Genomic DNA, 23,423 nt, shown 5'->3' on the forward strand with positions numbered 1-23,423 from the left:
CGAGCGTTTTACCATGTCGCCCGCCTCGCCTCCGCCGCTCCCTGGAGCGCTGCGGCACTCAGCCCAAGACCGCCGTCCGGCTCAGAACGACTCCCAGCTTTCGTTGTCGCCCTTGGATGCCTGGGGCTGGCTGGCGCTGGAGGTCAATGCCGGCGAGGTCTTCGATGCGCTGCGCATTGCGGGGCGTTGATGGCCCGCTGTCCGGGTTGGGGCTGAACGATGCGACAGGCTGGGTGTCCTGACTGCGGTGCCGTGGGTCATGGGGGCTGAGCCTCGTGCGCCACCCTGGGTCAGTTTGAACACCGCCACGGCCTGCACCAGTTGGTCGGCCTGGCCCTTCAGGCTCTTGGCGGCCGCGGCGCTCTCCTCGACCAGGGCCGCGTTCTGCTGGGTGACCCGGTCCATCTGCCCGACCGCGTCGGCGACCTGCTCGATGCCAGAGCTTTGGTCGTCGCTGGCAGAGGTGATTTCGGCCACGATGTGGCTGACCCGCTGGATCGAGGCCACGATCTCGCCCATGGTCTTGCCCGCCTGGTCCACCAGCAAGGTGCCTTGTTCCACCTGTTCAACGCTGCTGCTGATGAGCGATTTGATTTCCTTGGCGGCCTCGGCACTGCGCTGGGCCAGGCTGCGCACTTCCGATGCCACGACTGCAAAGCCACGCCCTTGTTCGCCAGCGCGAGCCGCCTCCACGGCCGCGTTCAGTGCCAGGATGTTGGTCTGGAAGGCAATGCCGTCGATGACGCCGATGATGTCCCCGATCTTGCGGCTGCTGGTGCTGATGCCTTCCATGGTGGTGACGACCTTGCCGACCACATCGCCGCCCTGCACGGCCACTGCCGACGCGCCTTGTGCCAGTTGATTGGCCTGCCGGGCGCTTTCGGTGTTGTTGCGCACGGTGTTGCCGAGTTCGCTCATGGTGGCCGAGGTCTGTTCCAGCGCCGCGGCTTGTTCTTCGGTGCGCTGGCTCAGGTCCTGGTTGCCCTGGGCGATTTCTGCACTGGCCGTGGCCACGCCCTCGGCGTTCTGGCGCACCTGCGCCACCACTTCGGTGAGCGACACCTGCATGGATCCGAGTGCACTCAACAAGGGGCTGAATTCGTCGGCATTGTTGTCCACCACCGAGACTGAAAAATCGCCCTCTTTGACACGGTCGGCCACGATCTGGGCCTGGGCCACGCGGGCGCGCAGCGCACGGGCCATGAACCAGGAGAAGGCCACCAAGCCACAGGCCACGGCAGCCACCAGCGTGGAGAGCTGCAAGCGGATCTCATCCACGTTGCTGCCGATGGCCGCGACATCCTGGCCCAGGACCTTGGCTTGGCGGTCGCGCTCCTCGCTGAGCCAGGTCTGGATCTTGGCAAACTGGGGCAAAGTGGTGTCGGCCAGCATGTTCAGGGCGGCTTCGTGTTGCCCGCTGCGGATCAACTCCAGGTTCTTCTCGGCCACGGGCCACGAGGCGACCTGCAGGTCCAGCCAGTCGCGTTTGAAGGCATCCCGACCCGCCTGATCCGTGATCTCGGCCAGAAAGGCGGCATCGTTCTTGGCGATCTGCTCGCGCTTGCGCTGCACATCCTTGGCGGATTGGTCGACGGTCTCTGGCTTGGTGGACAGCAAAGCCTGTCGGATGTCCGACAGGGCTTGCGACACCTTCAACTCCGTGCTTGCGATCAGGCTGAGCTGAAGCACTTTGATGTTGCCGGTGCGGTGCGACAGGTCTCTCACCTCACGCAGCTGAACCCAGGCGCTGGCGGTGACGGCGATGAGCGCGGCGATGAGCGCGAATGAAACGACATACAGACGGGCGCTGAGACTGGTTTTGCTGAAGAGTGTCATGGATGTTCCCAAAAATATGACGCAGGGCATCCCTTCAGATGGGCCAAGGCAGCGGTCAAAGTGACGAACCCAGTTTGTCGTTTGCTCAACGCACGAAGCAATCCGGGTTCTCAGACACATGCCCAACGGTCCAGCGGTCGAGGACTCGCATGCATGTTCCCCTCTGCGGCGCTCACCCGATTGATATGTATCAAGGCGCACCCAATGAACAGGGTGGCGCAACAGCTGTTGGCAAGAGAGGACACGGCTTTGTTCGGCTTGCGGTTGCGAGCCCGGCATTTCTGATAATCGCCCCGGATTTCGCAGCCTTGCCCTGCGCCGGTTGATCACAGAAACCAGTACACCAGCGGCCGGCCGGAGCGCTCATTCACCCCAGCACCAGGGTAGGTCACAGGTCATGACGGCCCAGCACGCCGGCAAAGCCGCTGCGGATAGCTTGGGCGGGCTTTGCTGCAGTGGCACCTGGTGCCATTGCGGCGGCTGCCGGCAGCGGCACGCCCGTGCGATGTGACAGCGACCGGGCCCCGGCCATGCCCTTGCGGGCGGCCAGCCACGCGATCGATTCAGGCTTTTGGCGGGCCTCAGACTTGACCGGCCGGAACACGGCTGGCCAAGTGCCCCAGGCAATCCCCTGCCTCCACCCGGGCCAAGGCACGGATGCAAAGCGCCAGGCCGGCGCCTTTGAAGCGGATCTCAGTGGCTGGGGCGCCGGGCTGGGTGGGGTCGTGAATCCAACCCGCGATCTGACCGGCCTGCACCTCGTCGCCCAACTGAAAGGCCGGCTCAAACAGGCCGGGCACCGGGGCGAACACATAGTGGGCATCGCCCTCAACGCGGTAAAGGTGGGTGGCCTCGGGTGGCAGGGCGTCCAGCGTTGGGGGCAGCAGCCCCATGCCCTGCATCAGACGCTCGATGCAGGTCTCGGCCAGGGCCAGGCCCTGGGGGTTGCACACGGCCTGGCCGCCAAACTCGCCGCAGAAGAACAGCAGGCCATGGCGGTCGGCTGCGGCGCCAAAGGTGCGGTCTTCGCCCAGCAGGTCCATCACCAGGGTGCGGGGTGCGCCCAGGTGTTGCACCAGGCGGCTGTAGGTGTCGGCCTGGGCGGGGTCGGAGGGCCAGGCCGCCAGCACGGTGGGCAGGTAGTGGGTGGAGGCGCCGCCGGCATGCAGATCGAAGGCCACATCGGCCAGCGGGAACAGCACACTGTCCACGTAGTGCGCCAGCATTTCGGTCAGGCTGCCGTTGCGCTGGCCCGGAAAGGCGCGGTTCAGGTTGCCCTGGTCGATGGGCGAGGTGCGGGTGCCCTGCATCAGGGCCGGGAAATTCAGCCCCGGGATGACGATCAAGCGGCCCTGGATCTGCAGTTGCGGCAGGCGCCGCATCAGCTTCATCAAGGCGATGGGGCCTTCAAACTCATCGCCATGGTTGCCCCCGGTCAGCAGCAGGGTGGGGCCAGGGCCCTGGTTGAGCACCGCGATGGGCACCGGGATGTGGCCATAGCCCGAGCGGTCGTGCGAGTAGGGCAGGCGCAGGTGACCTGATTGCAGGCCGGGCCGGTCAAAGTCGATGTCGGTGCTGATCAGGGAGGGGCGGGAGGACGGGGGCGTTGGCGCCGCGGCAACTTGGGGCATGGGAGATGTACCGTTTCAACGGGCCGCCGCCGCAGCGCCCATCGCTGCGGGCCGACCGGCCCGGTGCACCCGGACTATCGATTCAATGCCCGGAAACTTCCAATGCTGTTGATTGGTGTTAGTGATGCTCTGAAGGCATCATTGTGGTGACGGCGCCGGTTGTTGCAGCGCGCTCAGAAACCGCTGCAGGCCGGGGCTGGCGCCTTCGCGCCGGCAGGCAAACGACAGGCTCAGGGGAACCGACACATCGGCCAGGGGCACAAAGCGCACCCGGGCCGGCGGCCGGCCCCGGTTGGCCGCATTGACCAGGGCGATGCCGATGCCCGCCGACACCAGCGACAGCACGGCCGATTCACTGCCCACCTCCTGCACGATGCGCGGCGTCAGGCCGGCCTGGGTACAGGCCCCCATCAGGCGGTCGTGGTAGGCCGGGTACACCGGGCGCTCGAACATCACAAAGGGCTCGTCGGACAGTTCGCTGGCCTGCACCAGCGGGCGCTGGGCCAGGCGCGAGCCCTCGGGCACGGCCAGGATCACGTCGTGCCGGGCCAGGGCCGTGCACTGCAGCGCCGCGTCCAGGGGCTCAAAAGGGTAGATGAAGCCGCCGTCCAGGCCGCCCTCGTGCAAGGCCGCCAGTTGCTGCGGCGTGCTCATCGGAAACAGCTGGATGCGCAGGCCCGGCGCCTCCTGCTGCAGGCGGCCGATGGCCTCGGGCACCAGGCCATCCCAGCCTGCGCTCTCGATCAGGCCCAGGCGCAGGCTGCCCAGCAACCCGGCGGCCCGCAACTGCACCGAGCGCTTGGCCTCTTGCACGGCAGCCAGGATGCGCTGGGTATCGGCCTGGAAGGCCAGGCCGGCCTCGGTCAGGCGCAGGCCGCGGCTGCTGCGCTCGAACAGGCTCACGCCCAGTTCGGCCTCCAGGTCTTGAATCTGGCGCGACACGGCGGGCTGGGTCACGTACAGGTGTTCCGAGGCGGCGCGCACACTCTGGTGCTCGGCCACCATGGCGAAATAACGGAGATGGCGCAGTTCCATGGCATGGGGCCCTCAGTAGGGTGATGCTTTCAGGGCATCAAGCAAGCAGAAAGAATGAATTGTGGTGTCGATGGGCGCTCAGCATAGTGGATGGCACCCTCAACCCCAACAGGTGCCCCTCATGACGCCCCATCCGCATCCCCGCTCCGCTACTCGCCGCACGGCCGTGATCCAGTGTTTTGTGGCCTTGCTCGCTCAGCCGGGCTTTGGCCTGGCCAGCACAGCGACTGCCCCTGCAGCACCGGCTGCCGCGCCAGCCTGGAACCCCGACAAGCCGATCCGCCTCATCGTGCCCTGGGCGCCGGGCGGCGCGGTGGATGGCACCTCGCGCGCGCTGGCCAACGGCCTGGGCGCGCGCCTGCGCCAGCCTGTCATCGTCGAGAACAAGCCGGGCGCCAGCGGCATGGTGGGCGCAGGCTATGCCGCGGCCAGCCCGGCCGACGGCTACACCTTCTTCATGGGCAATGTCGACACCCAGGTGGTCAACCCCCTGCTGTTTGCCAAAACCCTGCGCTACGACGCCGCCAATGCCTTCGACCCCGTGATCGAGCTGGGCCGTGTGCCCATGGCGGTGGTCGAGCGCGCCGGGGTGAACGTGCGCAACGCCCAGGACCTGCAGCGCCTGGCGCGCGACAAGCCCGGCAGCGCCAGCTACGGCACGTGGGGCATCGGCAGCACGGCCCACCTGGCCTTCGCCCTGCTGGAGCAGCAAAGCGGTGTGGATCTGAACCACCTCCCCTACCAGGGCGCCACCCCGGCCTACGCCGCCTTGCTGGGCGGGCACATCGAGTTCGCCCTGGCCCAGGTGCCCTGGGCGCTGGCGGCCCAGCGCGACGGCAAGGTGCAGATCCTGGGCGTCACCTCGGCCCAGCGCAGCACCTTGGACCCGAGCCTGCCCACGCTGGCCGAGCTGGGCTTCAAGGATTACGCTGTCGAGCAGTGGGTGGGCCTATTCGCGCCCCGGGGCGTGCCCGCCGATCTGCGCGAGCGCCTGGGCCGCGAGGTCAATGCCTGGCTCAAGACCCCCGAGGCCCAGACCGCCTTGCGGGCCGCCGGGGTGGAGCCCGGTGGCGGCACGCCCGAGCAACTGGCCAGCCGGCAGAAGGCCGAATCCGTGTTCTGGCAACGCCTGATCCGCGCCAGGAACATCACCGTGGAGAACCTGCAATGAGCGAGTTGATTGGCACCCCGACCCCAGGCCAGCCCATTTACCGTGTCGGCGAGTGGTCTGTCTGGAAGGTGGAGGAGCGCTGCGTCGACAGCTTTGCGCCCGCGTTCCTGTTTCCGGCCTGGGATGAAGCCACTGCGCCACCGCGCACCGCCTGGGCCGATGCCAGCACCACCGCCGATGAGGGCCGCTGTCTGCGCCTGAGCATCCACAGCTGGGTGCTGCGCCGACCCGGTCAGACCGTGATCCTGGACACCGGCATCGGCAACGGGCGCGAGCGGCCGGGCAAAGCCATCTTCCATCAGCTGGCCACGCCCTACCTGAGCCGCCTGCTTGCCAGCGGTGTACAGCCTGACCAGGTCGACCTTGTGATCAACACCCACCTGCACACCGACCACGTGGGCTGGAACACGCATTGGCTGGATGGCCGCTGGCAGCCCCTGTTCACCCGGGCCTGTTACCGATTCCCGGCCCCTGAGTTGGCGCACATCCGCCAGCACACCGGCCACCTGGCCGCGGTGTGGCGCGACAGCGTCGAGCCCGTGGTGCAGGCCGGTCTGCACCAGCCCATCGCCTTCGAACCCACCGTGATCGCCCCGGGCCTGACCATGGTGCCCACCCCGGGCCACACCGCGGGCCACATGAGCCTGTGGCTGAGTTCAGAGGGCCAGCACGCCCTGTTCAGCGGCGATGTGATGCACCACCCGCTGCAGGTGCTGGCACCGGGTCTGAGCTCGGTCTTCTGCGACGACCCGGCCCGTGCCAGCGCCACCCGCCGGGCCGTGCTGGCCGAGCTGAGCGAGCGCCAGGCCTTGTACTTCAGCTCGCACTTTCCGGGCAGCTCGGTCGGCCGGGTGCAGGCGGTGGGCGAGGCCTGGCGCTGGGTGCCGGTCTGAGTGGCCAGCCTGCAAATGGGCGGGCTCAGACCCTGCCCAATGCCAGCGTCCGCCCCGCCGGCACCGGCCCCAGCCTGAACAAGGCCAGCTGTTCGCGCAGCACGGCCACCTGGGCGGCCAGTGAATGGGTGGCGGCGCTGGCTTCTTCGACCAGGGCGGCGTTTTGCTGGGTGGTTTCATCGAGCTGGTTGATGGCTCGGCCGATCTGGCCCACGCCGGCGCTTTGTTCGGCGCTGGCGGCGCTGATCTGGCTCACGATGTCGCTGACCTGGCGGATGGCGCTCACCACCTCGTCCATGGTCTGGCCGGCCTGATCGACCAGGGTGCTGCCCTGGGCCACTTGGCCCACGCTGGTGTGGATCAGGGTCTTGATCTGGCACGCCGCCTCGGCGCTGCGGCCGGCCAGCTGGCGCACCTCGCTGGCGACCACGGCAAAGCCGCGGCCCTGCTCGCCCGCGCGGGCCGCCTCCACCGCCGCGTTCAGCGCCAGGATGTTGGTCTGGAAGGCGATGCTGTCGATCACCCCGATGATGTCGCCGATGCGGCGTGAGCTGTCGTTGATGTCCTTCATGGTGTGCACCACCTGGGCCACCACGCTGCCGCCCCGGCTGGCCACCTCGGAGGCGTTCTGGGCCAGCTGTTTGGCCTGATGGGCGTTGTCGGCGTTGTGCTGCACCGTGGTGCTGAATTGGTCCATGGTGGCCGCTGTCTGCTGCAGGGCGCTGGCCTGGGCCTCGGTGCGCTGCGACAGGTCCAGGTTGCCCTGGGCGATCTCGCGCGCCGCGTGATCGATGGTGGTGGTGGCTTCGCGCACCTGGGCCAGGCTGTGGCCCATCTGCAGCCGCAGGTGGTTCACGGCATGGGCCAGGCTGTGGGGGTCTGCGCCGCGGGGGGCGAGTTCGCTGGCCAGGTCACCTTCGGCCATGCTCAGGGCCTGGCGCGCCACCTGGACGGGCTCACCGCCCACCGCGCGCTCGATGCTGCGTGCCAGCACCGCACTCAGGGCCGACATCAGCAGGCCCAGCACCAGCAGGGCGGCGCCCGACTGCAGCAAAGCGCGGTGAAAGCCTTGCTCGATGTCATCCACATAGTCGCCCGCCACCAGGTCCCAGCCCCAGGGCTTGAAGCGCACCACCCAGGCGATCTTGGGGCTGGGCGCCTCGCTTTGCGGGCGCGGCCACCAGTAGTCCACATAGCCATGGCTTTCGGCCGAGGCCCCCGCGGCAGCGATGTTCACATACAGCGGCGTGCCCTTGGCGTCCTTGAAGGCGAGCATGTTGCGCCCCTGCAGCTCGGGCTTGATGGGGTGCATGGCGATCACCGAGTCGGCGCCCACCACGGTCACATAGCCATCTTTGCCGTAGCGCTGGGCGGCCAGGCGGGCCAGGGCCTGCTGGCGTGCCTCGGCCTCGGTGAGCTTGCCTTCGCTGGCCTGGCGGGCCAGGTCGCGCACCAGGCTGAGCGACATGTCGGTGATGTCGGCCAGCGCGGCGCGCCGGGCTTCGAACTGCAGCTCGCGCGATTGCCAGGCATGGAACACGCTGAGGGCCAGCAGGCTGAGCCAGGCCAGCACCAGCGGCAGCCAGAGTTTTTGACGCAGGGACAAGGTGGGCATGGTGATCGGCTCCAGACGGGGTGGGTTGGGGGGAGAGGAGGCAGGCCCCCGCAAGCGCCCCCTGGGGCCGCATGCGGGGGATCAGCCCTTCAGGCCACGGGGGCCAGCGCTTGGGTCTGGCGGGCCGCACTGGGCTCGGCCGTGGGCGCGCCGTAGCCGCCGCCGCCCGGGGTGTCGATGACAAACACATCGCCCACCCCCATCTCGACCTGGCCGATGTGCTCCAGGGTCTCGGTGCGGCCATCGGCACGCAGCACGCGGTTGCAGCCCGGTTCGCCGGCCTGGCCCCCGGCGGCACCGAAGGCACCCTGCAGGCGGTTGTTGCTCAGGATCGAGGCCGTCATGGGGCGCAGAAAGCGCACCCGCCGGCTGCCGCCATCGCCGCCCTGCCACTGGCCCTTGCCGCCCGAGCCGGCCCGGATCTCGTAGGTTTCCAGGCGAACGGGGTAGCGCAGCTCGAGGATCTCGGGGTCGGTCAGGCGCGAGTTGGTCATGTGGGTCTGCACCACGCTGGTCCCGGCAAAGCCGGCTCCGGCGCCCGAGCCGCCCGAGATGGTCTCGTAGTACTGGTGCTCGGCATCACCAAAGGTGAAGTTGTTCATGGTGCACTGGGCCGCGGCCATCACCCCCAGCGCGCCATACAGCGCATTGGTCACGCAGCTGGAGGTTTCGACATTGCCGGCCACCACGGCGGCGGGCGCGCGCGGGTTCAGCATGCAGCCTTCGGGCACGATGACCTCGATGGGCTTGAGGCAGCCCGCATTCAGCGGAATCGCGTCGTCCACCAGGGTGCGGAACACATACAACACCGCGGCCATGGTGATGGCCTTGGGGGCATTGAAGTTGTTGCGCAGTTGGCGGCTGGTGCCGCTGAAGTCGACCACCGCGCAGCGGCGCACCGGGTCCACCCGTACCGCCACCTGGATCTGCGCGCCGTTGTCCAGCGGCAAGGTGTACTGGCCGTCTTTCAGGGCGGTGATCACGCGGCGCACCGATTCTTCGGCGTTGTCTTGCACGTGTTGCATGTAGGCGGCCACGGTGGCGCGGCCGTAGCGGGCCACCATGGCCTTGAGTTCTTGCGTGCCCTTTTCATTGGCGGCGATCTGGGCGCGCAGATCGGCCAGGTTCTGGGCCGGGTTCCTGCTGGGGTAGGGGCCACTTTGCAGCAGGGCCAGCATCTCGGCCTCGCGCAGCACGCCGCGCTCGACCAGCAGGAAGTTGTCGATCAGCACGCCTTCTTCTTCGATGCGACTCGAGAAGGGCGGCATCGAGCCGGGGGTGGTGCCGCCCACGTCGGCATGGTGCCCGCGCGAGGCCACGAAGAAGCTGGGCTGGGCGTCGCCGTCTTGCAGGTACACCGGGGTGACCACGGTGATGTCGGGCAGGTGGGTGCCGCCGTGGTAGGGGTCGTTGAGCACATACACGTTGCCGGGCTGCATGTCGGGGTTGCGCTCGACCACGCTGCGGATCGACTCGCTCATCGAGCCCAGGTGCACCGGCATGTGGGGCGCGTTGGCGATCAGCTGACCGGCCGCGTCGAACACCGCGCAGCTGAAGTCGAGCCGCTCCTTGATGTTGACCGAGTAGGCGGTGTTCTGCAGGCGCAGGCCCATCTGCTCGGCGATGTTCATGAACAGGTTGTTGAACACCTCGAGCATCACCGGGTCGACCTGGGTGCCCACGGCGTGCACGGTGCTGCGGGCCTGCACGCGCTGCAGCAGCAGGCAGCCATCGGCCCCCATCTGCGCCTGCCAGCCGGGCTCGACCACGGTGGTCGAGTTGCGCTCGGCGATCACCGCCGGGCCGTTCAGGGTGGCGCCGGCGGCCAGGGCCTCGCGCTGGTACAGGGCGGCGTCACGCCAGCCGGCCGGGGCATCGTCTTGCAGGCAGTACATGCGCACGCTGGAGACGGCGCTGGCCGCGTGCTCGACGGCGGGCCGGGCCTGGGCCTGGCGGGTGGTGCTCACCCCGGGCAGGGTGCATTCCACGTTCACGGCCTCGATCACCAGCTCGCGCTCGGGCATCAGAAAGGCGAAGCGCTGGCGGTAGGCCGTCTCGAAATGGTCGCGCAGCGCGGCCAGGGCCTCGGGGGCCGAGGCCACCGGCTCGTAGGGGCAGGGCAGGGCGGTGTCGGTGCCGGCGTAGCGCAGCTGCAGTTGAAAACGGGTCTGCAGGGCGCTGGCGCCCAGGCCCTGGCTGCTCAGCTCGCTCTCGGCCTGGGCCTGCAGAGCCGCCCCCTGCTGCGCGGCGGTGGCCAGGCCGGCGGCGTCCAGCGGCAACTCGATCGAGGTCTCGCGCAGCGCGATCTGGTCGGCCAGGCCCATGCCATAGGCCGAGAGTACCCCCGCGAAGGGGTGGGCCAGCACCCGGGTCATGCCCAGCGCATCGGCCACCAGGCAGGCGTGCTGGCCGCCGGCGCCGCCAAAGCACTGCAGCGTGTAGTGGGTGACGTCATAACCCCGGGCCACCGAGATGCGCTTGACCGCGTTGGCCATGCTGCCCACGGCGATCTGCAGTGCGCCGGCCGCCACCTCTTCGGCGCGGGTGGGGCGGCCGCTGGCGGCCACCATGGCCACGGCCATGGCTTCAAAGCGCTGCTGCACCACGCCCCGGTCCAGCGGCTGGTCGGCCGCCGGTCCGAACACCTGCGGGAACCACTGCGGCTGGATGCGGCCCAGCATCACATTGGCATCGGTGGTGGCCAGCGGGCCACCGCGGCGGTAGCTGGCCGGGCCGGGGTTGGCGCCGGCCGACTCGGGGCCCACGCGCAGGCGGGCACCGTCAAAGCTGATGATGGAGCCGCCGCCTGCGGCCACCGTGTGGATGCTCATCATGGGGGCGCGCATGCGCACGCCGGCCACCTCGGTGTCGAAGGTGCGTTCGAACTCGCCGGCGTAGTGGCTCACATCGGTCGAGGTGCCGCCCATGTCAAAGCCGATCACCTTGTCGTGACCGGCCGCTACGGCGGTGCGCACCATGCCCACGATGCCGCCGGCTGGTCCCGACAGGATGGCGTCCTTGCCCTGGAAGCGCTGGGCCTCGGTGAGGCCGCCCGAGCTTTGCATGAAGTACAGGGGAACGCCCGGCATCTGCTGGGCCACCTGCTCGACATAGCGGCGCAGGATGGGCGACAGGTAGGCATCGACCACGGTGGTGTCGCCGCGCGGCACGAACTTGATCAGCGGGCTGACGCGGTGCGACACCGAGATCTGGCTGAAGCCGATCTCGCGTGCCAGGGCCTCGGCCTGCAGCTCGTGCTGCGGGTATCGGTAGCCGTGCATGAAGACGATGGCGCAGGCGCGCAGGCCATCGTCAAAGGCGGCCTGCAGGGCCTGGCGCAGGGCGGCTGTGTCCAGCGGCAGCACCAGGCCGCCGTCGGCGTCCACGCGCTCCTGGGCCTCGACCACGCGCTCGTACAGCAGCTCGGGCAGTTCGATGTGGCGGGCGAACAGCTGGGGGCGGGCCTGGGTGGCGATGCGCAAGGCATCGCGAAAGCCCTGGGTGGTGACCAGCAGGGTGCGATCGCCCTTGCGCTCCAGCAAGGCGTTGGTGGCCACGGTGGTGCCCATCTTGACGCAGGCCACGCGCTGCGGCGTGATGGCCTCGCCGGGCTGCAGGCCCAGCAGGCGGCGGATGCCTTCGACGGCGGCATCGCGGTACTGCTCGGGGTTTTCCGACAGCATCTTCAGGGTGTGGAATTCACCGGCCGGGTCGCGGCCCACCAGGTCGGTGAAGGTGCCGCCGCGGTCGATCCAGAACTCCCACAAGGCGTTGTCACTGGCGTTGTTGGGGGTTGTGTTTTCAAGGGGGAGGGTCGTGGAGGAAGACATGCTCTTGCTCGATCAAAAATGGCAGGGAAGGGTCAGCGCGCCGGTGCGGCGCTGGGGCTCAGTTCACGGCCCTGGGTTTCGGGCAGGGCCAGGGCGGCGACGATCACGAGGCCGTAGCAGATGGCCGAAATCCAGCCGATGGTCTGGCCCAGGGGCAGGGTGGCGCTGAGTTGGCCGATCAGGGCCGGGCAGATGGTGCCGATGGCGCGGCCGAAGTTGTAGCTGAAGCCCTGGCCCGAACCGCGCACGTCACCGGGGAACAGCTCCGACAGGAAGGCGCCCATGCCCGAGAAGATGCCCGACAGGAAGAAGCCCAGCGGGAAGCCCAGCACCAGCATCAGGCTGTCGGTGATGGGGATCTGGGTGTAGCTCAGCACCAGGGCGGCGCCCATGGCGGCAAACAGGATGAAGCAGCGGCGTCGGCCGATGGCGTCCGACAGCCAGGCGCTGGTCAGGTAGCCCACAAACGAGCCGGCAATCAAGACCAGCAGGTAGGTGCTGGTGCCCAGCACCGAGAGGTGACGCTCGGTCTTCAGGAAGGTGGGCAGCCAGGTGGTCACCGAGTAGTAGGCGCCCTGCATGCCGGTGGCCAGCAGGCTGGCCAGCACCGTGGTGCGCAGCAGGCTGGGGTGGAAGATGCGCAGGAAGTTGCTGCGCTGGCCGCTGGCACGCAGGCGGGCCTGCTCGGCCAGGTACACCTCGGGCTCACCCAGGTTGCGGCGGATGTACAGGATCAGCACGGCCGGCAGGATGCCGATCCAGAACAGCACCTTCCAGGCCTGCTCGGGCGGCAGCACCGCGTACATGCCCCAGAAGGCCAAGGCCGAGGCGGCCCAGCCCACGGCCCAGCTGCTTTGCACCAGGCCGGCGGCCTTGCCACGGTGGCGCGCCGAGATGGTCTCGGCGATCAGCACCGAGCCCACGGCCCATTCGCCGCCCATGCCGAAGCCCTGCATGGCGCGGGTGAAGAACAGCTGGCCGAAGGAGTTGGTGAAGCCGCTCAGGAAGGTGAACAGCGCAAACCACAGCACCGTCCACTGCAGCACGCGCACCCGGCCATAGCGGTCGGCCAGCACGCCGGCGGCCCAGCCGCCCACTGCCGAGGTCAGCAGCGCGCCGGTGGCGATGTAGCCGGCCTCGGCCTTGCTCATGTTCCAGGCAGCCAACAAGGTGGGGATCAGGAAGGTGTAGATCATGTAGTCAAAGCCGTCCACGCCATAGCCGGCGAAGGTGGCGGTGAGCGTGCGGCGCTCAGAAGGGGTTGTTTGTTGTAGCCACATGGGGAGGTTCTGGTTGAGGGTTGAGGGAGGGTGAAGAAAAACCGGGTTGTGCTGATCCCGGCCCCCGCGCACGGGACGTTGGGGCCTGAATGATTCGGATAGGAGGCGGGCACCAGGCCCGCGGCGCTCAGTGCGCTTGCCGCAGTTCGCGGTTGAGCCGGTCGGTGACCAGCATGTGGCCCGGCGCATGCGTGATGCAGAACGCGGGGCGGGCGGCAGCGATGGCCGCCTGCGGGGTCACGCCACAAGCCCAGAACACGGGCAGTTCGTTGGCGTGCACGGCCACGGCGTCGCCGTAGTCGGGGCGGCTCAGGTCGGCGATGCCGATCAGGGCGGGGTCACCGATGTGGATCGGGGCGCCGTGCACCTGCGGTGTGCGGGCGGTGATCTGCACGGCGCGGATCGCGTCGGCTGCCTTCAGGGGGCGCATCGACACCACGGTGGGGCCACGGAACACGCCGGCCGATTGGGTGGGGATGTTGCTGCGGTACATGGCCACGTTCAGGCCCTGCTCGACATGGCGCAGCGCGATGCCGGCTTCCAGCAGGGCGTGCTCGAAGGAGAACGAGCAGCCCAGGGCAAAGGTCACCAGGTCGTCGCGCCACCAGTCGCGCAGGTCGGTGGTCTCGGCCACGCGTTCGCCGTGGCGCCACACGTGGTAGCGCGGCACATCGGTGCGCACATCCAGGTCCAGCCCCAGGCCCGGCAGGGCGGGCGAGCCGGGCTCGGACACGGCCAGCAGCGGGCAGGGCGTGGGGTTGAGTTCGCAAAAGCGCTTGAAGTCTTCGGCCAGATCCTGCGGCAGGATGGCCAGGTTGACCTGCACGTGTTCGCGGGCCAGGCCGCTGGTGTGGCCTTGCAACTGGCCTGAGCGGGCGGCCAGCCGCACTTCGAGGGCGCTGGCTTCGGGGCCGGGCAGGCCTTGGGGCGACGCAGTGGAGGGCGCGCTGGAGGGGGCGCTGGATGGGGTGGCGGTGCTCGGGCGGTTCATGGTGCGTGTCTTCAAGAGCCATCACGCATCGGGCGTGATCGTTGGCGATGGGGCGGATTGTGGAAGCCGCCGCGCCTTGAATCCAACGCGAAATTTGCTGTGTTTGTCATCGAAAAAATCGATGAAGCCGCGAGAATTCTCGATATTGCGAAATCCGTGCCAAGGCCATCAGGACTTACCCGAGGGTGTGGTGGCACCAGCGGGGTGCAAGACGGGGGCGGTCAGGCACTGGCTGCGGGGCTGGTGCGGCTTCGACGAACCGGCTTGGTGCGCCCCACGTAGGCCTGGGCCGATTCGAGCACTGATTCGGCCACCCCCGAGCCCGGATCGGCGCGGTAGCTCGCGTGGATGGGCAGGGGCGCCAGCGTCACGTCCGAGCGCAGGATGCGCAGCAACAGGCGGCTGGACAGGTGCCTCGTGGCCGCGCGGGGCAGGGTGGCAATGCCAAAACCCCCTTCCACCAGCTGCACCATCGCCGAAATCGATGAGATGGCGTGGATGCGTGGCGCCGGCAGCCCGGCTTCCTGAAAGCGTTGCAGCAGGCTCTGGTGTGGCTGCGAGCCGCGCTGAAAGGTGATCAGGTCGTGCTGGGCCAGGTCGGCCAGGGCGTAGCGGGCCTGGGCGTGCAGCGCCTTGTGCCCCACAAAGACCATCTCCATGGCCGGCATCAGCCGGGTGTGCACCTCGCTGTCGCTGCCCGCGATCGAGGTGAACACCAGGTCTTGCGCGCCGCGCCGGATCTGGTCCACCAGCACGGGCGAGGTTTCCACCGTCAGCTCCAGCTCGAAGTCGGGGTGCTGCTGCCGCATCTCCTGCAACCAGCCGGGCAGCCAGCTGTGCACCACCGATTCGATGGCCCCGATGCGCAGCGCCATCGGTCCGCCACTGCCCGAGCCCAGCTCCTGCTTGACCTGGCGCTGCAGCTCCAGCAGGCGTTGGGCATGCAGCTGAAAACGCTGGCCCGCCACGGTGAGGCGGAACTGCTTCTCGCGCCGGTCCAGCAGCACCACGCCCAGCTCTTCTTCGAGCGAGGCGATGCGGTTGGACATGGCCGATTGCGTGATGTGCAGCTTCTCGGCCGCGCGCGTGATGCTTTTGAGCGAGGCGGCCCAGTGAAAGGCCTCGACGAATCGCAGGTTCATGGGCGCTGATTGTGGACGCCGAGGCCGGCACTTGACCGTTCATCCTCGAATCTGTTTAAAATTCAATAGTTCAACGAAAGTGGAAATATGGAATCAAGCTCCGTCGTCAAAGCGCTGGCTGCGTTGGCGCAGGCCTCACGCCTGGAGATCTTCCGGGCCCTGGTGGTGGCGGGCGAGGCCGGCCTCACCCCGGGCGCGGTGGCCGAGGCCCTGGGCCTGGCGCCCAACACGCTGTCGTTCCACCTCAAGGAGCTGGTGCATGCCGAGCTGGTCAGCCAGGAGCGCGTTGGGCGCAACCTGATCTACCGCGCCCGCTTCGAGCGCATGAACGCCGTGCTGGCCTACCTGACCGACAACTGCTGCCAGGGCCAGCCCTGTGCCGCCTCGTCTGCCTCAACCGCTTGCCCTTGCTGAAAGAAAGAGTCCGCCATGAAACGCTTCCATGTCCATCTGCATGTCGATGACCTGCAGGCCAGTGTCCGCTTCTACCAGCAGCTTTTCGCGGCCGAGCCGGCCCGTGTGGAAAGCGACTACGCCAAGTGGATGCTGACGGATCCGCCGCTCAACTTTGCGATCTCCACCCGCGGCAGTCAGCCCGGCCTGGACCATTTCGGCTTCCAGACCGACAGCGCGGAGGAGCTCGATGCCCTCAAGCAGCGTGCCACCGGGGCCGACATGGCCCTGCTCGATGAGGGTGAGACCACCTGCTGCTATGCGCGCAGCGAAAAGCACTGGGTGACCGATCCGCAGGGCATTGCCTGGGAGCACTTTCACACGCTGGAAAACATTCCTGTGTTCAATGAGGCACCAGCCCCTGTTCAGACGGCGGCCTGTTGTGCGCCGGTGCCGGCTGCAAATGCCTGCTGCGCGCCGCGGGCCACGCCCGGCGCATCCACCCCATCCCCGAAATCCTGCTGCTGATACCTGACGCCATGACCCTTGCCAGCCCCTCCCATCCGCTTGCTGCGCCCACGGCAGCCCTGAACGTTCTGTTCCTCTGCACCCACAACTCGGCCCGCAGCATCCTGGCCGAGGCCCTGCTCAATGACATGGGCGCCGGTCGCTTCAAGGCCTACTCGGCCGGCAGCAGCCCGCGCCCCGGGCAGATGCCCAACCCGCTGGGTTTGCAGGTGCTGAGCCGTGCCGGCCTCTCGACCGAGGGCCTGCGCAGCAAAAGCTGGGACGAGTTCGCCGGCCCCGATGCGCCGCACATGGACCTGATCATCACGGTGTGCGATGACGCAGCGGGCGAAGTCTGCCCGGTCTGGCCAGGCCACCCGGCCACGGCCCACTGGGGCTATGCCGACCCTTCCGCCGGCGACGGTGACGAGGCCCACAAGCTGGAGGCCTTCCGCCAGACCCTGCACCTGTTGCAGCAGCGCCTGCAGTTGCTGTGCAACCTGCCCCCCGAGAAACTCGCCCACGCCGTGCTGCAGGGCAGTGCCCGGCAACTGGCCCAGGCCTGACGCGGAGCCCCTGAATGACTGCCCTCTCCGACACCCCGACCCCAGCGCCCATGAGCGTGTTTGAGCGCTACCTCACGCTGTGGGTCTTTCTGTGCATCGTGGCCGGCATTGCGCTGGGCCAGCTGTTCCCCGGCCTGTTCCAGGCCATCGGCCGCATGGAGGTGGCCCAGGTCAACCTGCCGGTGGGGCTGCTGATCTGGGTCATGGTCATCCCCATGCTGGTGAAGGTCGACTTCTCGGCGCTGGGTGAAGTGCGCCAGCACGTGCGTGGCATCGGCGTGACCCTGTTCGTGAACTGGCTGGTCAAGCCGTTCTCGATGGCGTTTCTGGGCTGGCTGTTCATCCGCCACTGGTTTGCCCCGCTGTTGCCGGCCGATCAGCTCGACAGCTACATCGCCGGCCTGATCCTGCTCGCGGCCGCGCCCTGCACCGCCATGGTGTTCGTCTGGAGCCGCCTCACCCACGGCGACCCGCTGTTCACGCTGTCGCAGGTGGCGCTCAACGACAGCATCATGGTGGTGGCGTTCGCACCCCTGGTGGGCTTCTTGCTGGGCATCTCGGCCATCACCGTGCCTTGGGCCACGCTGCTGGCCTCGGTGCTGCTGTACATCGTGATCCCGGTCATCCTGTCGCAATGGCTGCGCAAATCCCTTCTGGCGCGGGGGCCCCAGGCCCTGGAGGCCGCGCTGGCGCGCATCGGCCCGTGGTCGATGGCCGCCTTGCTGGCCACGCTGGTGCTGCTGTTCGCCTTTCAGGGCGAGGCCCTGCTGAAACAGCCGCTGGTGATCGCCCTGCTGGCGGTGCCCATCCTGATCCAGGTGTTCTTCAACTCGGCGCTGGCCTACTGGCTCAACCGCGTGCTGGGCGAAAAGCACAACGTGGCCTGCCCATCGGCCCTGATCGGTGCCAGCAACTTCTTCGAGCTGGCAGTGGCGGCCGCCATCAGCCTGTTCGGCTTTCAATCGGGTGCCGCGCTGGCCACCGTGGTGGGCGTGCTGATCGAGGTGCCCGTGATGCTGCTGGTGGTGCACCTGGTCAAGCGCAGCAAGCCCTGGTATGAGCGCAGCTGACAGGCCTTCTGCCCTTTGCCACTCGATTTTGGCCACCAGACTTTGGAACAATGCAACCCATGAGCAACATCACCATCTACCACAACCCTTCGTGCGGCACCTCGCGCAACACCCTGGCCATGATCCGCAACAGCGGCGTCGAGCCCGAGGTCATCCTGTACCTCAAGACCCCGCCCGATCGCGCACAGCTGCTGGCCCTGATCGCCGCCACCGGCCAGCCGGTGATCGAGCTGGTGCGCACCAAGGAGGCCGTGTTCAAGGAGCTGGGCCTGGATGCCCCTGGCACCAGCGACGCCCAGCTGGTGGACGCCATGCTGGCCCACCCCATCCTGATCAACCGCCCCATCGTGGTCAGCCCCTTGGGCACGCGCCTGTGCCGTCCCTCCGAGCAGGTGCTGGACCTGCTGCCCCAGCCGCAGCAGGCCGCCTTCACCAAGGAAGACGGCCAAGCCGTGGTGGACGGGCAGGGCCGCAGGGTCTGAGGCTGGTGATGCCTTTGGGCTTGTGGCCGTAGATCAGAAATCCACCTTCAGCGAGGCCTTCAGTGTGCGCGGTGCTCCGGCGGCGAGGCGGGTACCCCCCGCGGCCCAATACTGCTTGTCGGCCGCGTTGTCGATGTTGATCTGCCAGGTGCTGCGCTGGCCCAGGGTACGGTCCACGTAGCGGGCGCCCAGGCTGTACAGGGTCACGCCGGGCAGCCAGGCCTGGTTCAGGTCGTTCACCGGCCGCCGCCCGGTGGTGTAGGCGCCCGCGTTGACCGACAGGCCGGGCAGGGCCGGCACGTCATACGACACGAAGTTGCTCAGGGTCTGGCGCGAGGCGTTCTCGGGCAGCTTGCCCTCGTAGGCACTGCTCACGTGGCGAAAGCGCGGGTCCAGCCACTGGGCCGAGCCCTGCCAGGACCATTGGCGCGTGAGCGGCCCCTGGGCGGCCAGCTCCAGGCCTTGGTAACGCTGCTGGCCATCGGCCACATACACATTGCTGCTGTTGGTGTAGTAGCCCGGGCGGCGGATGTCGAACACCGCGGCCGACAGCAGCAGACCGGCCGGCCGTTGCCAGCGCACACCCAGCTCCTGCTGCCGGCTCACGCCCGGCGCCAGGCGCACGTTCTGGTTCACCGTGCCGGTGGGGCCGGCCTCGCCTTCCTCCAGACCTTGTGCGTAGCTGGCGTAGGCCGAGACCTGGGGGCTGAGCTGGTGGATCAGCGCGGCCATCGGGGTGGTCTTGGCCACGTCGTACAGGGCGGTGCCTTGCTCGCTGCGGTAGTGGGTGTGGCGCAGGCCTGCAATCACCTGCCAGCCCGGGCGCAGCTCGATGCGGTCGACCGCATACAGGCCGGTGTCGCTGGTCTTGAGCCCGGCCGTGGTGGGGCTGGTGGGCAGGGCACCCCAGACCACGCTGGTGAGCGGCACCGGGCTGTACAGGTTTTGCGATGCCACGCTGTAGCTGCGTTGGTAGACCGGGTCCTGCGTTTTGTCGGTGCGGCTCAGGCCCAGGGTCAGCTCATGGCGCAGGCCCAGGGCCTGCACGCTGCCGAACAGCTCGGCGCGCAGCAGGTCCGAGCCCACAGCCAGGTGCTGGCTGTTGCCGGTGATGCGCCCGGCGCCGGTCGCGATGGAGGCTTGGTCGTTGAAGCGGAAGATGGCCAGGTTGCGGTCGCGCAGGGTCTGGGAGTGACCGGCCTCCAGCGTCAGGGCCCATTGATCGCTGAGCGCGTAGTCGGCCCGCACCTGGGCCAGGCTCGACTCGGTGTCGAACGCCGTGTTGGCGGGGGCCACCAGCTTGCGCGCGTCCACCGGGTGCGGCAGGGTGATCGTGCCGTTCACGGCCGTGGGCAGGTTGATGCCGATCTGTTCGTTGGTCTGACGCTTGTCATAAGACAGGTCGGCCTGCAGCTTCAGGCGGCTGTTGACGCGCCAATCGAGGGCCGCCGAGGCAAATCGGCGCTGGCCCTTGCCTGTGCCTTCGAGGTAGGAGCCCAGCGAGCCGCCGGCCGCGTTCAGGCGCAGGCCGAACTCCTGCTCGCTGCCGAAGCGGCGCGCCATCTCGGCGCTGGCGATGGCCCGGCCCTGGTTGTCCAGCGTCATGCCGATCGAGTTCACGGGCTGGGCCCCCGCACGCTTGGTGACGAAGTTGACCACCCCGGCCGGCGAGGTGAAGCCGTAATACAGGGCCGACGCGCCCTTGAGCACCTCGACGCGTTCCTTGTCCTCCATGGGGATCTGGGCAAAGTTCATGATCGGCATCGAGCCGTTGAGGCGGTAGTTGGTGCGGTTCTCCACCGGCATGCCGCGGATCACCAACTGGTCCCAGGTCTCGCCGCCGTTTTGCTGGCGTGTCACCCCGGCGGTGTTGCGCAGGGCATCGTACAGGCCGCTGGCGCCTTGAAGCTCCAGCACCTCGCGGGTGACCACGTTGACGGTGGAGGGCACCTCCATCACCGAGGCACCTCGAAAGGTGCCGGCCTCGACCGTCTCGGGCACAAACCCTGCGGCACGGGCCTGTTGCACGGTCACGGTCTTCAGTGCAGCTTCTTCAGTGCCATCGCGTGCTGGGGCGGTGGTCTGCGCCTGGGCCCCTGGCAGGGCCATGCCGGTGAACAGCAAAATGGACAGGGCTGGGTGGCGCTTGGGGCGAATCAGGATGGGCATGGGGCAGGCCTGCAGGGCCAGTTGTGATGTCAAAGCCTGAATTGTATGAGAATGATTCGCATTTGAAACCGATGTCAAAAACTGCAGTCAAAGCTGCCCGAACCAGGGCGGGCCTGCGCCATACTCCCGGCTCCCCCTGCGGGAGGGGGTTTTGGTGACAAGGAACAGGTGTGCAATCAGCAAGCGAGCAGTGGTTTGACGAGGCGTATTACCAACGCTTTTACTTTGACAAGAAGACCCGCGTGGTGGATGCCGGCCATGCCGAGCGCCTGGGCGCCTTTGTCTGCCACTACCTGCAGTACGTGCGTGTGCCGGTGCAACGGGTGCTCGATGTGGGTTGCGGCATCGGCCTGTGGCGCGAGGCCATCACGCGCCACTTTCCGGGTGCCAGCTACCAGGGCGTGGAGTACAGCGACTACCTGTGCGAGCGTTACGGTTGGCAAAAGGGCTCGGTGGTGGATTACGCCAGCGCCCAGCCCTTCGATCTGGTGATCTGCCAGGGTGTGCTGCCCTACCTGAGCCCCACCGACCTGGCCCTGGCCCTGCGCAACCTGGCCCGCCTGTGCAAGGGTGCGCTGTATGTCGAGGCCGTGGCCCGTGAGGACTACGAGCGCGACATCATCGACGAAGACCTGACCGATTCCCGCTTGTTCCGCCACCGTGCCGCGCTGTACCGGCGTGGCCTGTCAGAAGGCTTTGTTGAACTGGGTGGCGGTGTCTGGCTGAGCCGCCAGGCCGATCTGCCTTTGTTTGAGCTGGAATGTCTGGGGGGACGCTGAGATCGTTGGTTTCACCTTACGAGCTCGTTCAGGGCTGCAGCCAGAGCGCCTCAAAATCAAATGACAGCTGGCGCTGATGCCGGATGGACAGAAAAAACAGGTCCTCCTTGAATCGGGCGTACAGCAACAGGTGGTGTGTCATCACGTACTCGCGCAGTTTGCCGTCCTGGCCGAGCGCCGCCAGTTGCTGCGTCAAGCGGCTCAGTTCATTGGCCACTTCGACCGAACGAACCGGGCGTTCCAGAAACAAGCGTCCCATGCCAGGAAATCGCTCCAGATTCGGGATCACGGTGCCCATCAGTTCGTCCAGCAAGGCATCGAAGGCTTGCGCGGCCTCGGCTTCGGTCAGGAACGCCTCAATGGTTTCCAGGTTGCGTTCGAAGTTGGCGGTGAGTTGGATGCGAAGGCCTGCAGTCACGATCGGCGCAGGCTTCGATTCAGCCAGCCGCGCGGGCGGCGCGGCGGCGTTGGAGGGCGGACAGCGTGGTGCGCGCGTCTTTGACTTTGCCCGCTGAAATATCCGCCAAGCCTTGGCTGGCTTCCGTGATCAGCTGCAGATGTATTCTTTCGCGTTCCAACTGGTGGTAGTAGTCCAGCCGTTGGGCGTCAATGAGGGCCACGTAGCTTTCACCGTTCTTGGTGATGATCTTCTCAGCGCCGGCTTTCACCTGCTGGGCAAGTTCAGACAGGTTGGCCCGTGCTTGCGACAGCGGAACCACGTCAGCAGCAGAAATGGCCATGGCAGCGTCTTTCGGGGTTTGTACAGAATTCTGCACATCATACGTGCGTGGTGCAGGCCAGGGAAGGCCAGCGCCGATGGACCTGCTGCAGGGCGCGTCGACGCTGTCAGGCGGGGCGCCACATGGAGATCGGCGCTCCATGCGGGCGCCGCCCAGGCCTCACTTCACCTGGCTGCTGTAGTTCAGCGGCTCCCACACAAAGCCCTTGCCCATGGCGCGCAGGCGGCCCACGCCGGGGAAGGGGAAGTGCGCCACCGCCACCAGGCTGCCGCTTTGGGCCAGGCTCTTGAACAGGCGGGTGCGGGCGGCACGGGCCTGGGGCTCGTCGCTGTCGAAGCCGATGGTCACCTCGGGTGATTCGAGCTGCACCGAGGCCACGTGGATCAGGTCGCCCAGCAGCACCAGGCGCTTGCCTTCGCTCTCCAGCACATACACGTTGTGGCCCGGGGTGTGGCCATGGGCGGCCTGGCTGCGCAGACCGGGCACGATCTCGCCGTCGGCCTGGAAGGTCTTGAGCTTGCCGGCATCGGCGTAGGGGTTGAGCGAGGCCATGGCACCCTGGAAGAAGCCTTTTTGCGCATCGGGTGCGGCGGCCAGGCTGGCGGGCGAGAGCCAGAAGTCCTTGTCGGCCTGGTCGGCGTGCACGGTGGCGTTGGGGAACACCACCTGGCCCTCAGCCACCAGCCCGCCCACGTGGTCGGGGTGCATATGGGTGATGACGATGTCGTCCACCTGCTCGGGCTGGTAGCCCGCGGCCTTGATCTGGGCCGACAGGCGCCCCAGCGTGGGGCCGAACAGGGCGCCGGCGCCCGCATCGACCAGCACCAGGCGGCTGCCGGTGTTGATCAGGAAGCCGTTGACCGAGGTCTCCAGCGGGGCCTGCAGGTAGTGCTTTTTCAGGCCCTCGGCCACGCGGCCCTTGGGGGCGTGCAGCAGTTGGTCTACCGGCAGGTTCACCGTACCGTCGCTGAGTGCGGTCACTTCGAAGCTGCCCACCATCAGGCGGTACCAGCCCGGGGCCTGGGTTTTCTGCATGGGGGCTGCGGCCTGGGCCACGCCGGCCGTGCCGGCCAGGCTGCCCAGGGCGAGTGCCAAGGCCAGGCCAAGGCGGGTGGCCTGGGTGTGAACAACAGAGGTGCGTTTTGTCTTCATGAAAGGTCCTTGTCGCGGCCAGGGCCGCAGGGGTTGCAGGGAGGAATCGCTGACAGAGGCTATTGTTGGTTTTTGCAAAAAACCGAACAATAAGAAGATATGCAAAGTATCTTTGCGATGTTTGCAAAGTCACTGCGTGCA

At 67.7% G+C, this 23,423-nt stretch carries 20 protein-coding genes; 8 read left to right on the forward strand and 12 right to left on the reverse strand.

The features are described from left to right. Positions 1-81: 81 nt before the first annotated feature. From F624_RS0100360 to F624_RS0100375, 3 genes are all read right to left on the reverse strand, one after another. Complete coding sequence (locus F624_RS0100360) at positions 82-1,836, reverse strand: methyl-accepting chemotaxis protein (RefSeq protein WP_019572255.1); 1,755 nt, start codon at positions 1,834-1,836, stop codon at positions 82-84. 581 nt (positions 1,837-2,417) lie between these two features. Next, positions 2,418-3,467 carry a succinylglutamate desuccinylase/aspartoacylase family protein gene (locus F624_RS0100370; protein WP_019572257.1) on the reverse strand — a complete coding sequence of 350 codons (1,050 nt, stop codon included), beginning with the start codon at positions 3,465-3,467 and terminating at the stop codon, positions 2,418-2,420. 138 nt (positions 3,468-3,605) lie between these two features. Then, positions 3,606-4,502: a LysR family transcriptional regulator gene (locus F624_RS0100375; RefSeq protein WP_019572258.1), complete on the reverse strand. Its 897-nt coding sequence runs from the start codon at positions 4,500-4,502 to the stop codon at positions 3,606-3,608. Positions 4,503-4,623: 121 nt separating this feature from the next. On the opposite strand from F624_RS0100375, the gene F624_RS0100380 reads away from it, so the two are divergent. Together F624_RS0100380 and F624_RS0100385 are read left to right on the forward strand one after the other, a co-directional pair. Then, positions 4,624-5,673 carry a Bug family tripartite tricarboxylate transporter substrate binding protein gene (locus F624_RS0100380; RefSeq protein WP_169426504.1) on the forward strand — a complete coding sequence of 350 codons (1,050 nt, stop codon included), beginning with the start codon at positions 4,624-4,626 and terminating at the stop codon, positions 5,671-5,673. After that, positions 5,670-6,566 (forward strand): MBL fold metallo-hydrolase, encoded by an 897-nt coding sequence (locus tag F624_RS0100385; RefSeq protein ID WP_019572260.1) that lies wholly within the window; start codon positions 5,670-5,672, stop codon positions 6,564-6,566. The genes F624_RS0100380 and F624_RS0100385 overlap by 4 nt, the downstream gene beginning before the upstream one ends. Positions 6,567-6,591: 25 nt before the next feature. Here the strand turns inward: F624_RS0100385 and F624_RS0100390 are convergent, their stop codons facing one another. From F624_RS0100390 to F624_RS0100410, 5 genes are all read right to left on the reverse strand, one after another. Continuing rightward, entirely contained in the window at positions 6,592-8,181 is a 1,590-nt protein-coding gene (locus F624_RS0100390) for a methyl-accepting chemotaxis protein (RefSeq protein WP_019572261.1), read from the reverse strand. Positions 8,182-8,270: 89 nt separating this feature from the next. Further along, complete coding sequence (locus F624_RS0100395; protein ID WP_019572262.1) at positions 8,271-12,011, reverse strand: hydantoinase B/oxoprolinase family protein; 3,741 nt, start codon at positions 12,009-12,011, stop codon at positions 8,271-8,273. Positions 12,012-12,043: 32 nt separating this feature from the next. After that, entirely contained in the window at positions 12,044-13,291 is a 1,248-nt protein-coding gene (locus tag F624_RS0100400) for an MFS transporter (protein ID WP_019572263.1), read from the reverse strand. Between the two features lie 127 nt (positions 13,292-13,418). Continuing rightward, entirely contained in the window at positions 13,419-14,282 is an 864-nt protein-coding gene (locus tag F624_RS0100405) for a putative hydro-lyase (protein WP_019572264.1), read from the reverse strand. Between the two features lie 221 nt (positions 14,283-14,503). Next, complete coding sequence (locus F624_RS0100410) at positions 14,504-15,424, reverse strand: LysR family transcriptional regulator (RefSeq protein ID WP_019572265.1); 921 nt, start codon at positions 15,422-15,424, stop codon at positions 14,504-14,506. A gap of 87 nt (positions 15,425-15,511) precedes the next feature. Here F624_RS0100410 and F624_RS0100415 point away from each other — a divergent pair, with 87 nt between their 5' ends. Genes F624_RS0100415 through arsC form a run of 5 tightly spaced genes read left to right on the forward strand, consistent with a single transcriptional unit; the run spans position 15,512 to position 18,442 of the window. Next, on the forward strand, positions 15,512-15,838 hold the full coding sequence (locus F624_RS0100415) for an ArsR/SmtB family transcription factor (RefSeq protein WP_019572266.1): 327 nt from the start codon (positions 15,512-15,514) through the stop codon (positions 15,836-15,838). 15 nt (positions 15,839-15,853) lie between these two features. Next, on the forward strand, positions 15,854-16,345 hold the full coding sequence (locus F624_RS0100420) for an ArsI/CadI family heavy metal resistance metalloenzyme (protein ID WP_019572267.1): 492 nt from the start codon (positions 15,854-15,856) through the stop codon (positions 16,343-16,345). An 11-nt stretch (positions 16,346-16,356) separates the two neighbouring features. Continuing rightward, positions 16,357-16,890 carry an arsenate reductase ArsC gene (locus F624_RS0100425; RefSeq protein ID WP_019572268.1) on the forward strand — a complete coding sequence of 178 codons (534 nt, stop codon included), beginning with the start codon at positions 16,357-16,359 and terminating at the stop codon, positions 16,888-16,890. 14 nt (positions 16,891-16,904) lie between these two features. Further along, a complete protein-coding gene (gene arsB / locus F624_RS0100430; protein ID WP_211224121.1) occupies positions 16,905-17,960 on the forward strand; it encodes an ACR3 family arsenite efflux transporter in 1,056 nt (351 codons plus the stop codon). 59 nt (positions 17,961-18,019) lie between these two features. Continuing rightward, the gene (gene arsC, locus F624_RS0100435) at positions 18,020-18,442 is read left to right on the forward strand and encodes an arsenate reductase (glutaredoxin) (RefSeq protein WP_019572270.1); all 423 of its coding nucleotides are present in this window, start codon (positions 18,020-18,022) and stop codon (positions 18,440-18,442) included. Between the two features lie 33 nt (positions 18,443-18,475). Here the strand turns inward: arsC and F624_RS0100440 are convergent, their stop codons facing one another. Further along, on the reverse strand, positions 18,476-20,611 hold the full coding sequence (locus tag F624_RS0100440) for a TonB-dependent siderophore receptor (protein WP_051107290.1): 2,136 nt from the start codon (positions 20,609-20,611) through the stop codon (positions 18,476-18,478). A gap of 170 nt (positions 20,612-20,781) precedes the next feature. Between F624_RS0100440 and F624_RS0100445 the strand changes: the two genes are divergently transcribed. Then, on the forward strand, positions 20,782-21,390 hold the full coding sequence (locus tag F624_RS0100445) for a class I SAM-dependent methyltransferase (RefSeq protein ID WP_019572272.1): 609 nt from the start codon (positions 20,782-20,784) through the stop codon (positions 21,388-21,390). A gap of 28 nt (positions 21,391-21,418) precedes the next feature. Here the strand turns inward: F624_RS0100445 and F624_RS0100450 are convergent, their stop codons facing one another. From F624_RS0100450 to F624_RS0100460, 3 genes are all read right to left on the reverse strand, one after another. Beyond that, entirely contained in the window at positions 21,419-21,808 is a 390-nt protein-coding gene (locus tag F624_RS0100450) for a type II toxin-antitoxin system RelE/ParE family toxin (RefSeq protein ID WP_019572273.1), read from the reverse strand. Positions 21,809-21,827: 19 nt separating this feature from the next. Continuing rightward, positions 21,828-22,130 carry a type II toxin-antitoxin system Phd/YefM family antitoxin gene (locus F624_RS0100455; protein ID WP_019572274.1) on the reverse strand — a complete coding sequence of 101 codons (303 nt, stop codon included), beginning with the start codon at positions 22,128-22,130 and terminating at the stop codon, positions 21,828-21,830. 159 nt (positions 22,131-22,289) lie between these two features. Next, positions 22,290-23,282, reverse strand: coding sequence for an MBL fold metallo-hydrolase (locus tag F624_RS0100460; protein ID WP_019572275.1), 993 nt, complete (start codon positions 23,280-23,282; stop codon positions 22,290-22,292). Positions 23,283-23,423: the final 141 nt, after the last annotated feature.

This window comes from Curvibacter lanceolatus ATCC 14669 (assembly GCF_000381265.1).
In the GTDB taxonomy this organism is placed as follows: Bacteria; Pseudomonadota; Gammaproteobacteria; order Burkholderiales; family Burkholderiaceae_C; genus Curvibacter; species Curvibacter lanceolatus.

Bases quoted from the DNA above. Each gene is read 5' to 3' on its own strand.
- F624_RS0100360 (WP_019572255.1), bottom strand. From the start codon at position 1,836: ATGACACTCTTCAGCAAAACCAGTCTCAGCGCCCGTCTGTATGTCGTT.
- F624_RS0100370 (WP_019572257.1), bottom strand. From the start codon at position 3,467: ATGCCCCAAGTTGCCGCGGCGCCAACGCCCCCGTCCTCCCGCCCCTCC.
- F624_RS0100375 (WP_019572258.1), bottom strand. From the start codon at position 4,502: ATGGAACTGCGCCATCTCCGTTATTTCGCCATGGTGGCCGAGCACCAG.
- F624_RS0100380 (WP_169426504.1), top strand. From the start codon at position 4,624: ATGACGCCCCATCCGCATCCCCGCTCCGCTACTCGCCGCACGGCCGTG.
- F624_RS0100385 (WP_019572260.1), top strand. From the start codon at position 5,670: ATGAGCGAGTTGATTGGCACCCCGACCCCAGGCCAGCCCATTTACCGT.
- F624_RS0100390 (WP_019572261.1), bottom strand. From the start codon at position 8,181: ATGCCCACCTTGTCCCTGCGTCAAAAACTCTGGCTGCCGCTGGTGCTG.
- F624_RS0100395 (WP_019572262.1), bottom strand. From the start codon at position 12,011: ATGTCTTCCTCCACGACCCTCCCCCTTGAAAACACAACCCCCAACAAC.
- F624_RS0100400 (WP_019572263.1), bottom strand. From the start codon at position 13,291: ATGTGGCTACAACAAACAACCCCTTCTGAGCGCCGCACGCTCACCGCC.
- F624_RS0100405 (WP_019572264.1), bottom strand. From the start codon at position 14,282: ATGAACCGCCCGAGCACCGCCACCCCATCCAGCGCCCCCTCCAGCGCG.
- F624_RS0100410 (WP_019572265.1), bottom strand. From the start codon at position 15,424: ATGAACCTGCGATTCGTCGAGGCCTTTCACTGGGCCGCCTCGCTCAAA.
- F624_RS0100415 (WP_019572266.1), top strand. From the start codon at position 15,512: ATGGAATCAAGCTCCGTCGTCAAAGCGCTGGCTGCGTTGGCGCAGGCC.
- F624_RS0100420 (WP_019572267.1), top strand. From the start codon at position 15,854: ATGAAACGCTTCCATGTCCATCTGCATGTCGATGACCTGCAGGCCAGT.
- F624_RS0100425 (WP_019572268.1), top strand. From the start codon at position 16,357: ATGACCCTTGCCAGCCCCTCCCATCCGCTTGCTGCGCCCACGGCAGCC.
- arsB (WP_211224121.1), top strand. From the start codon at position 16,905: ATGACTGCCCTCTCCGACACCCCGACCCCAGCGCCCATGAGCGTGTTT.
- arsC (WP_019572270.1), top strand. From the start codon at position 18,020: ATGAGCAACATCACCATCTACCACAACCCTTCGTGCGGCACCTCGCGC.
- F624_RS0100440 (WP_051107290.1), bottom strand. From the start codon at position 20,611: ATGCCCATCCTGATTCGCCCCAAGCGCCACCCAGCCCTGTCCATTTTG.
- F624_RS0100455 (WP_019572274.1), bottom strand. From the start codon at position 22,130: ATGGCCATTTCTGCTGCTGACGTGGTTCCGCTGTCGCAAGCACGGGCC.
- F624_RS0100460 (WP_019572275.1), bottom strand. From the start codon at position 23,282: ATGAAGACAAAACGCACCTCTGTTGTTCACACCCAGGCCACCCGCCTT.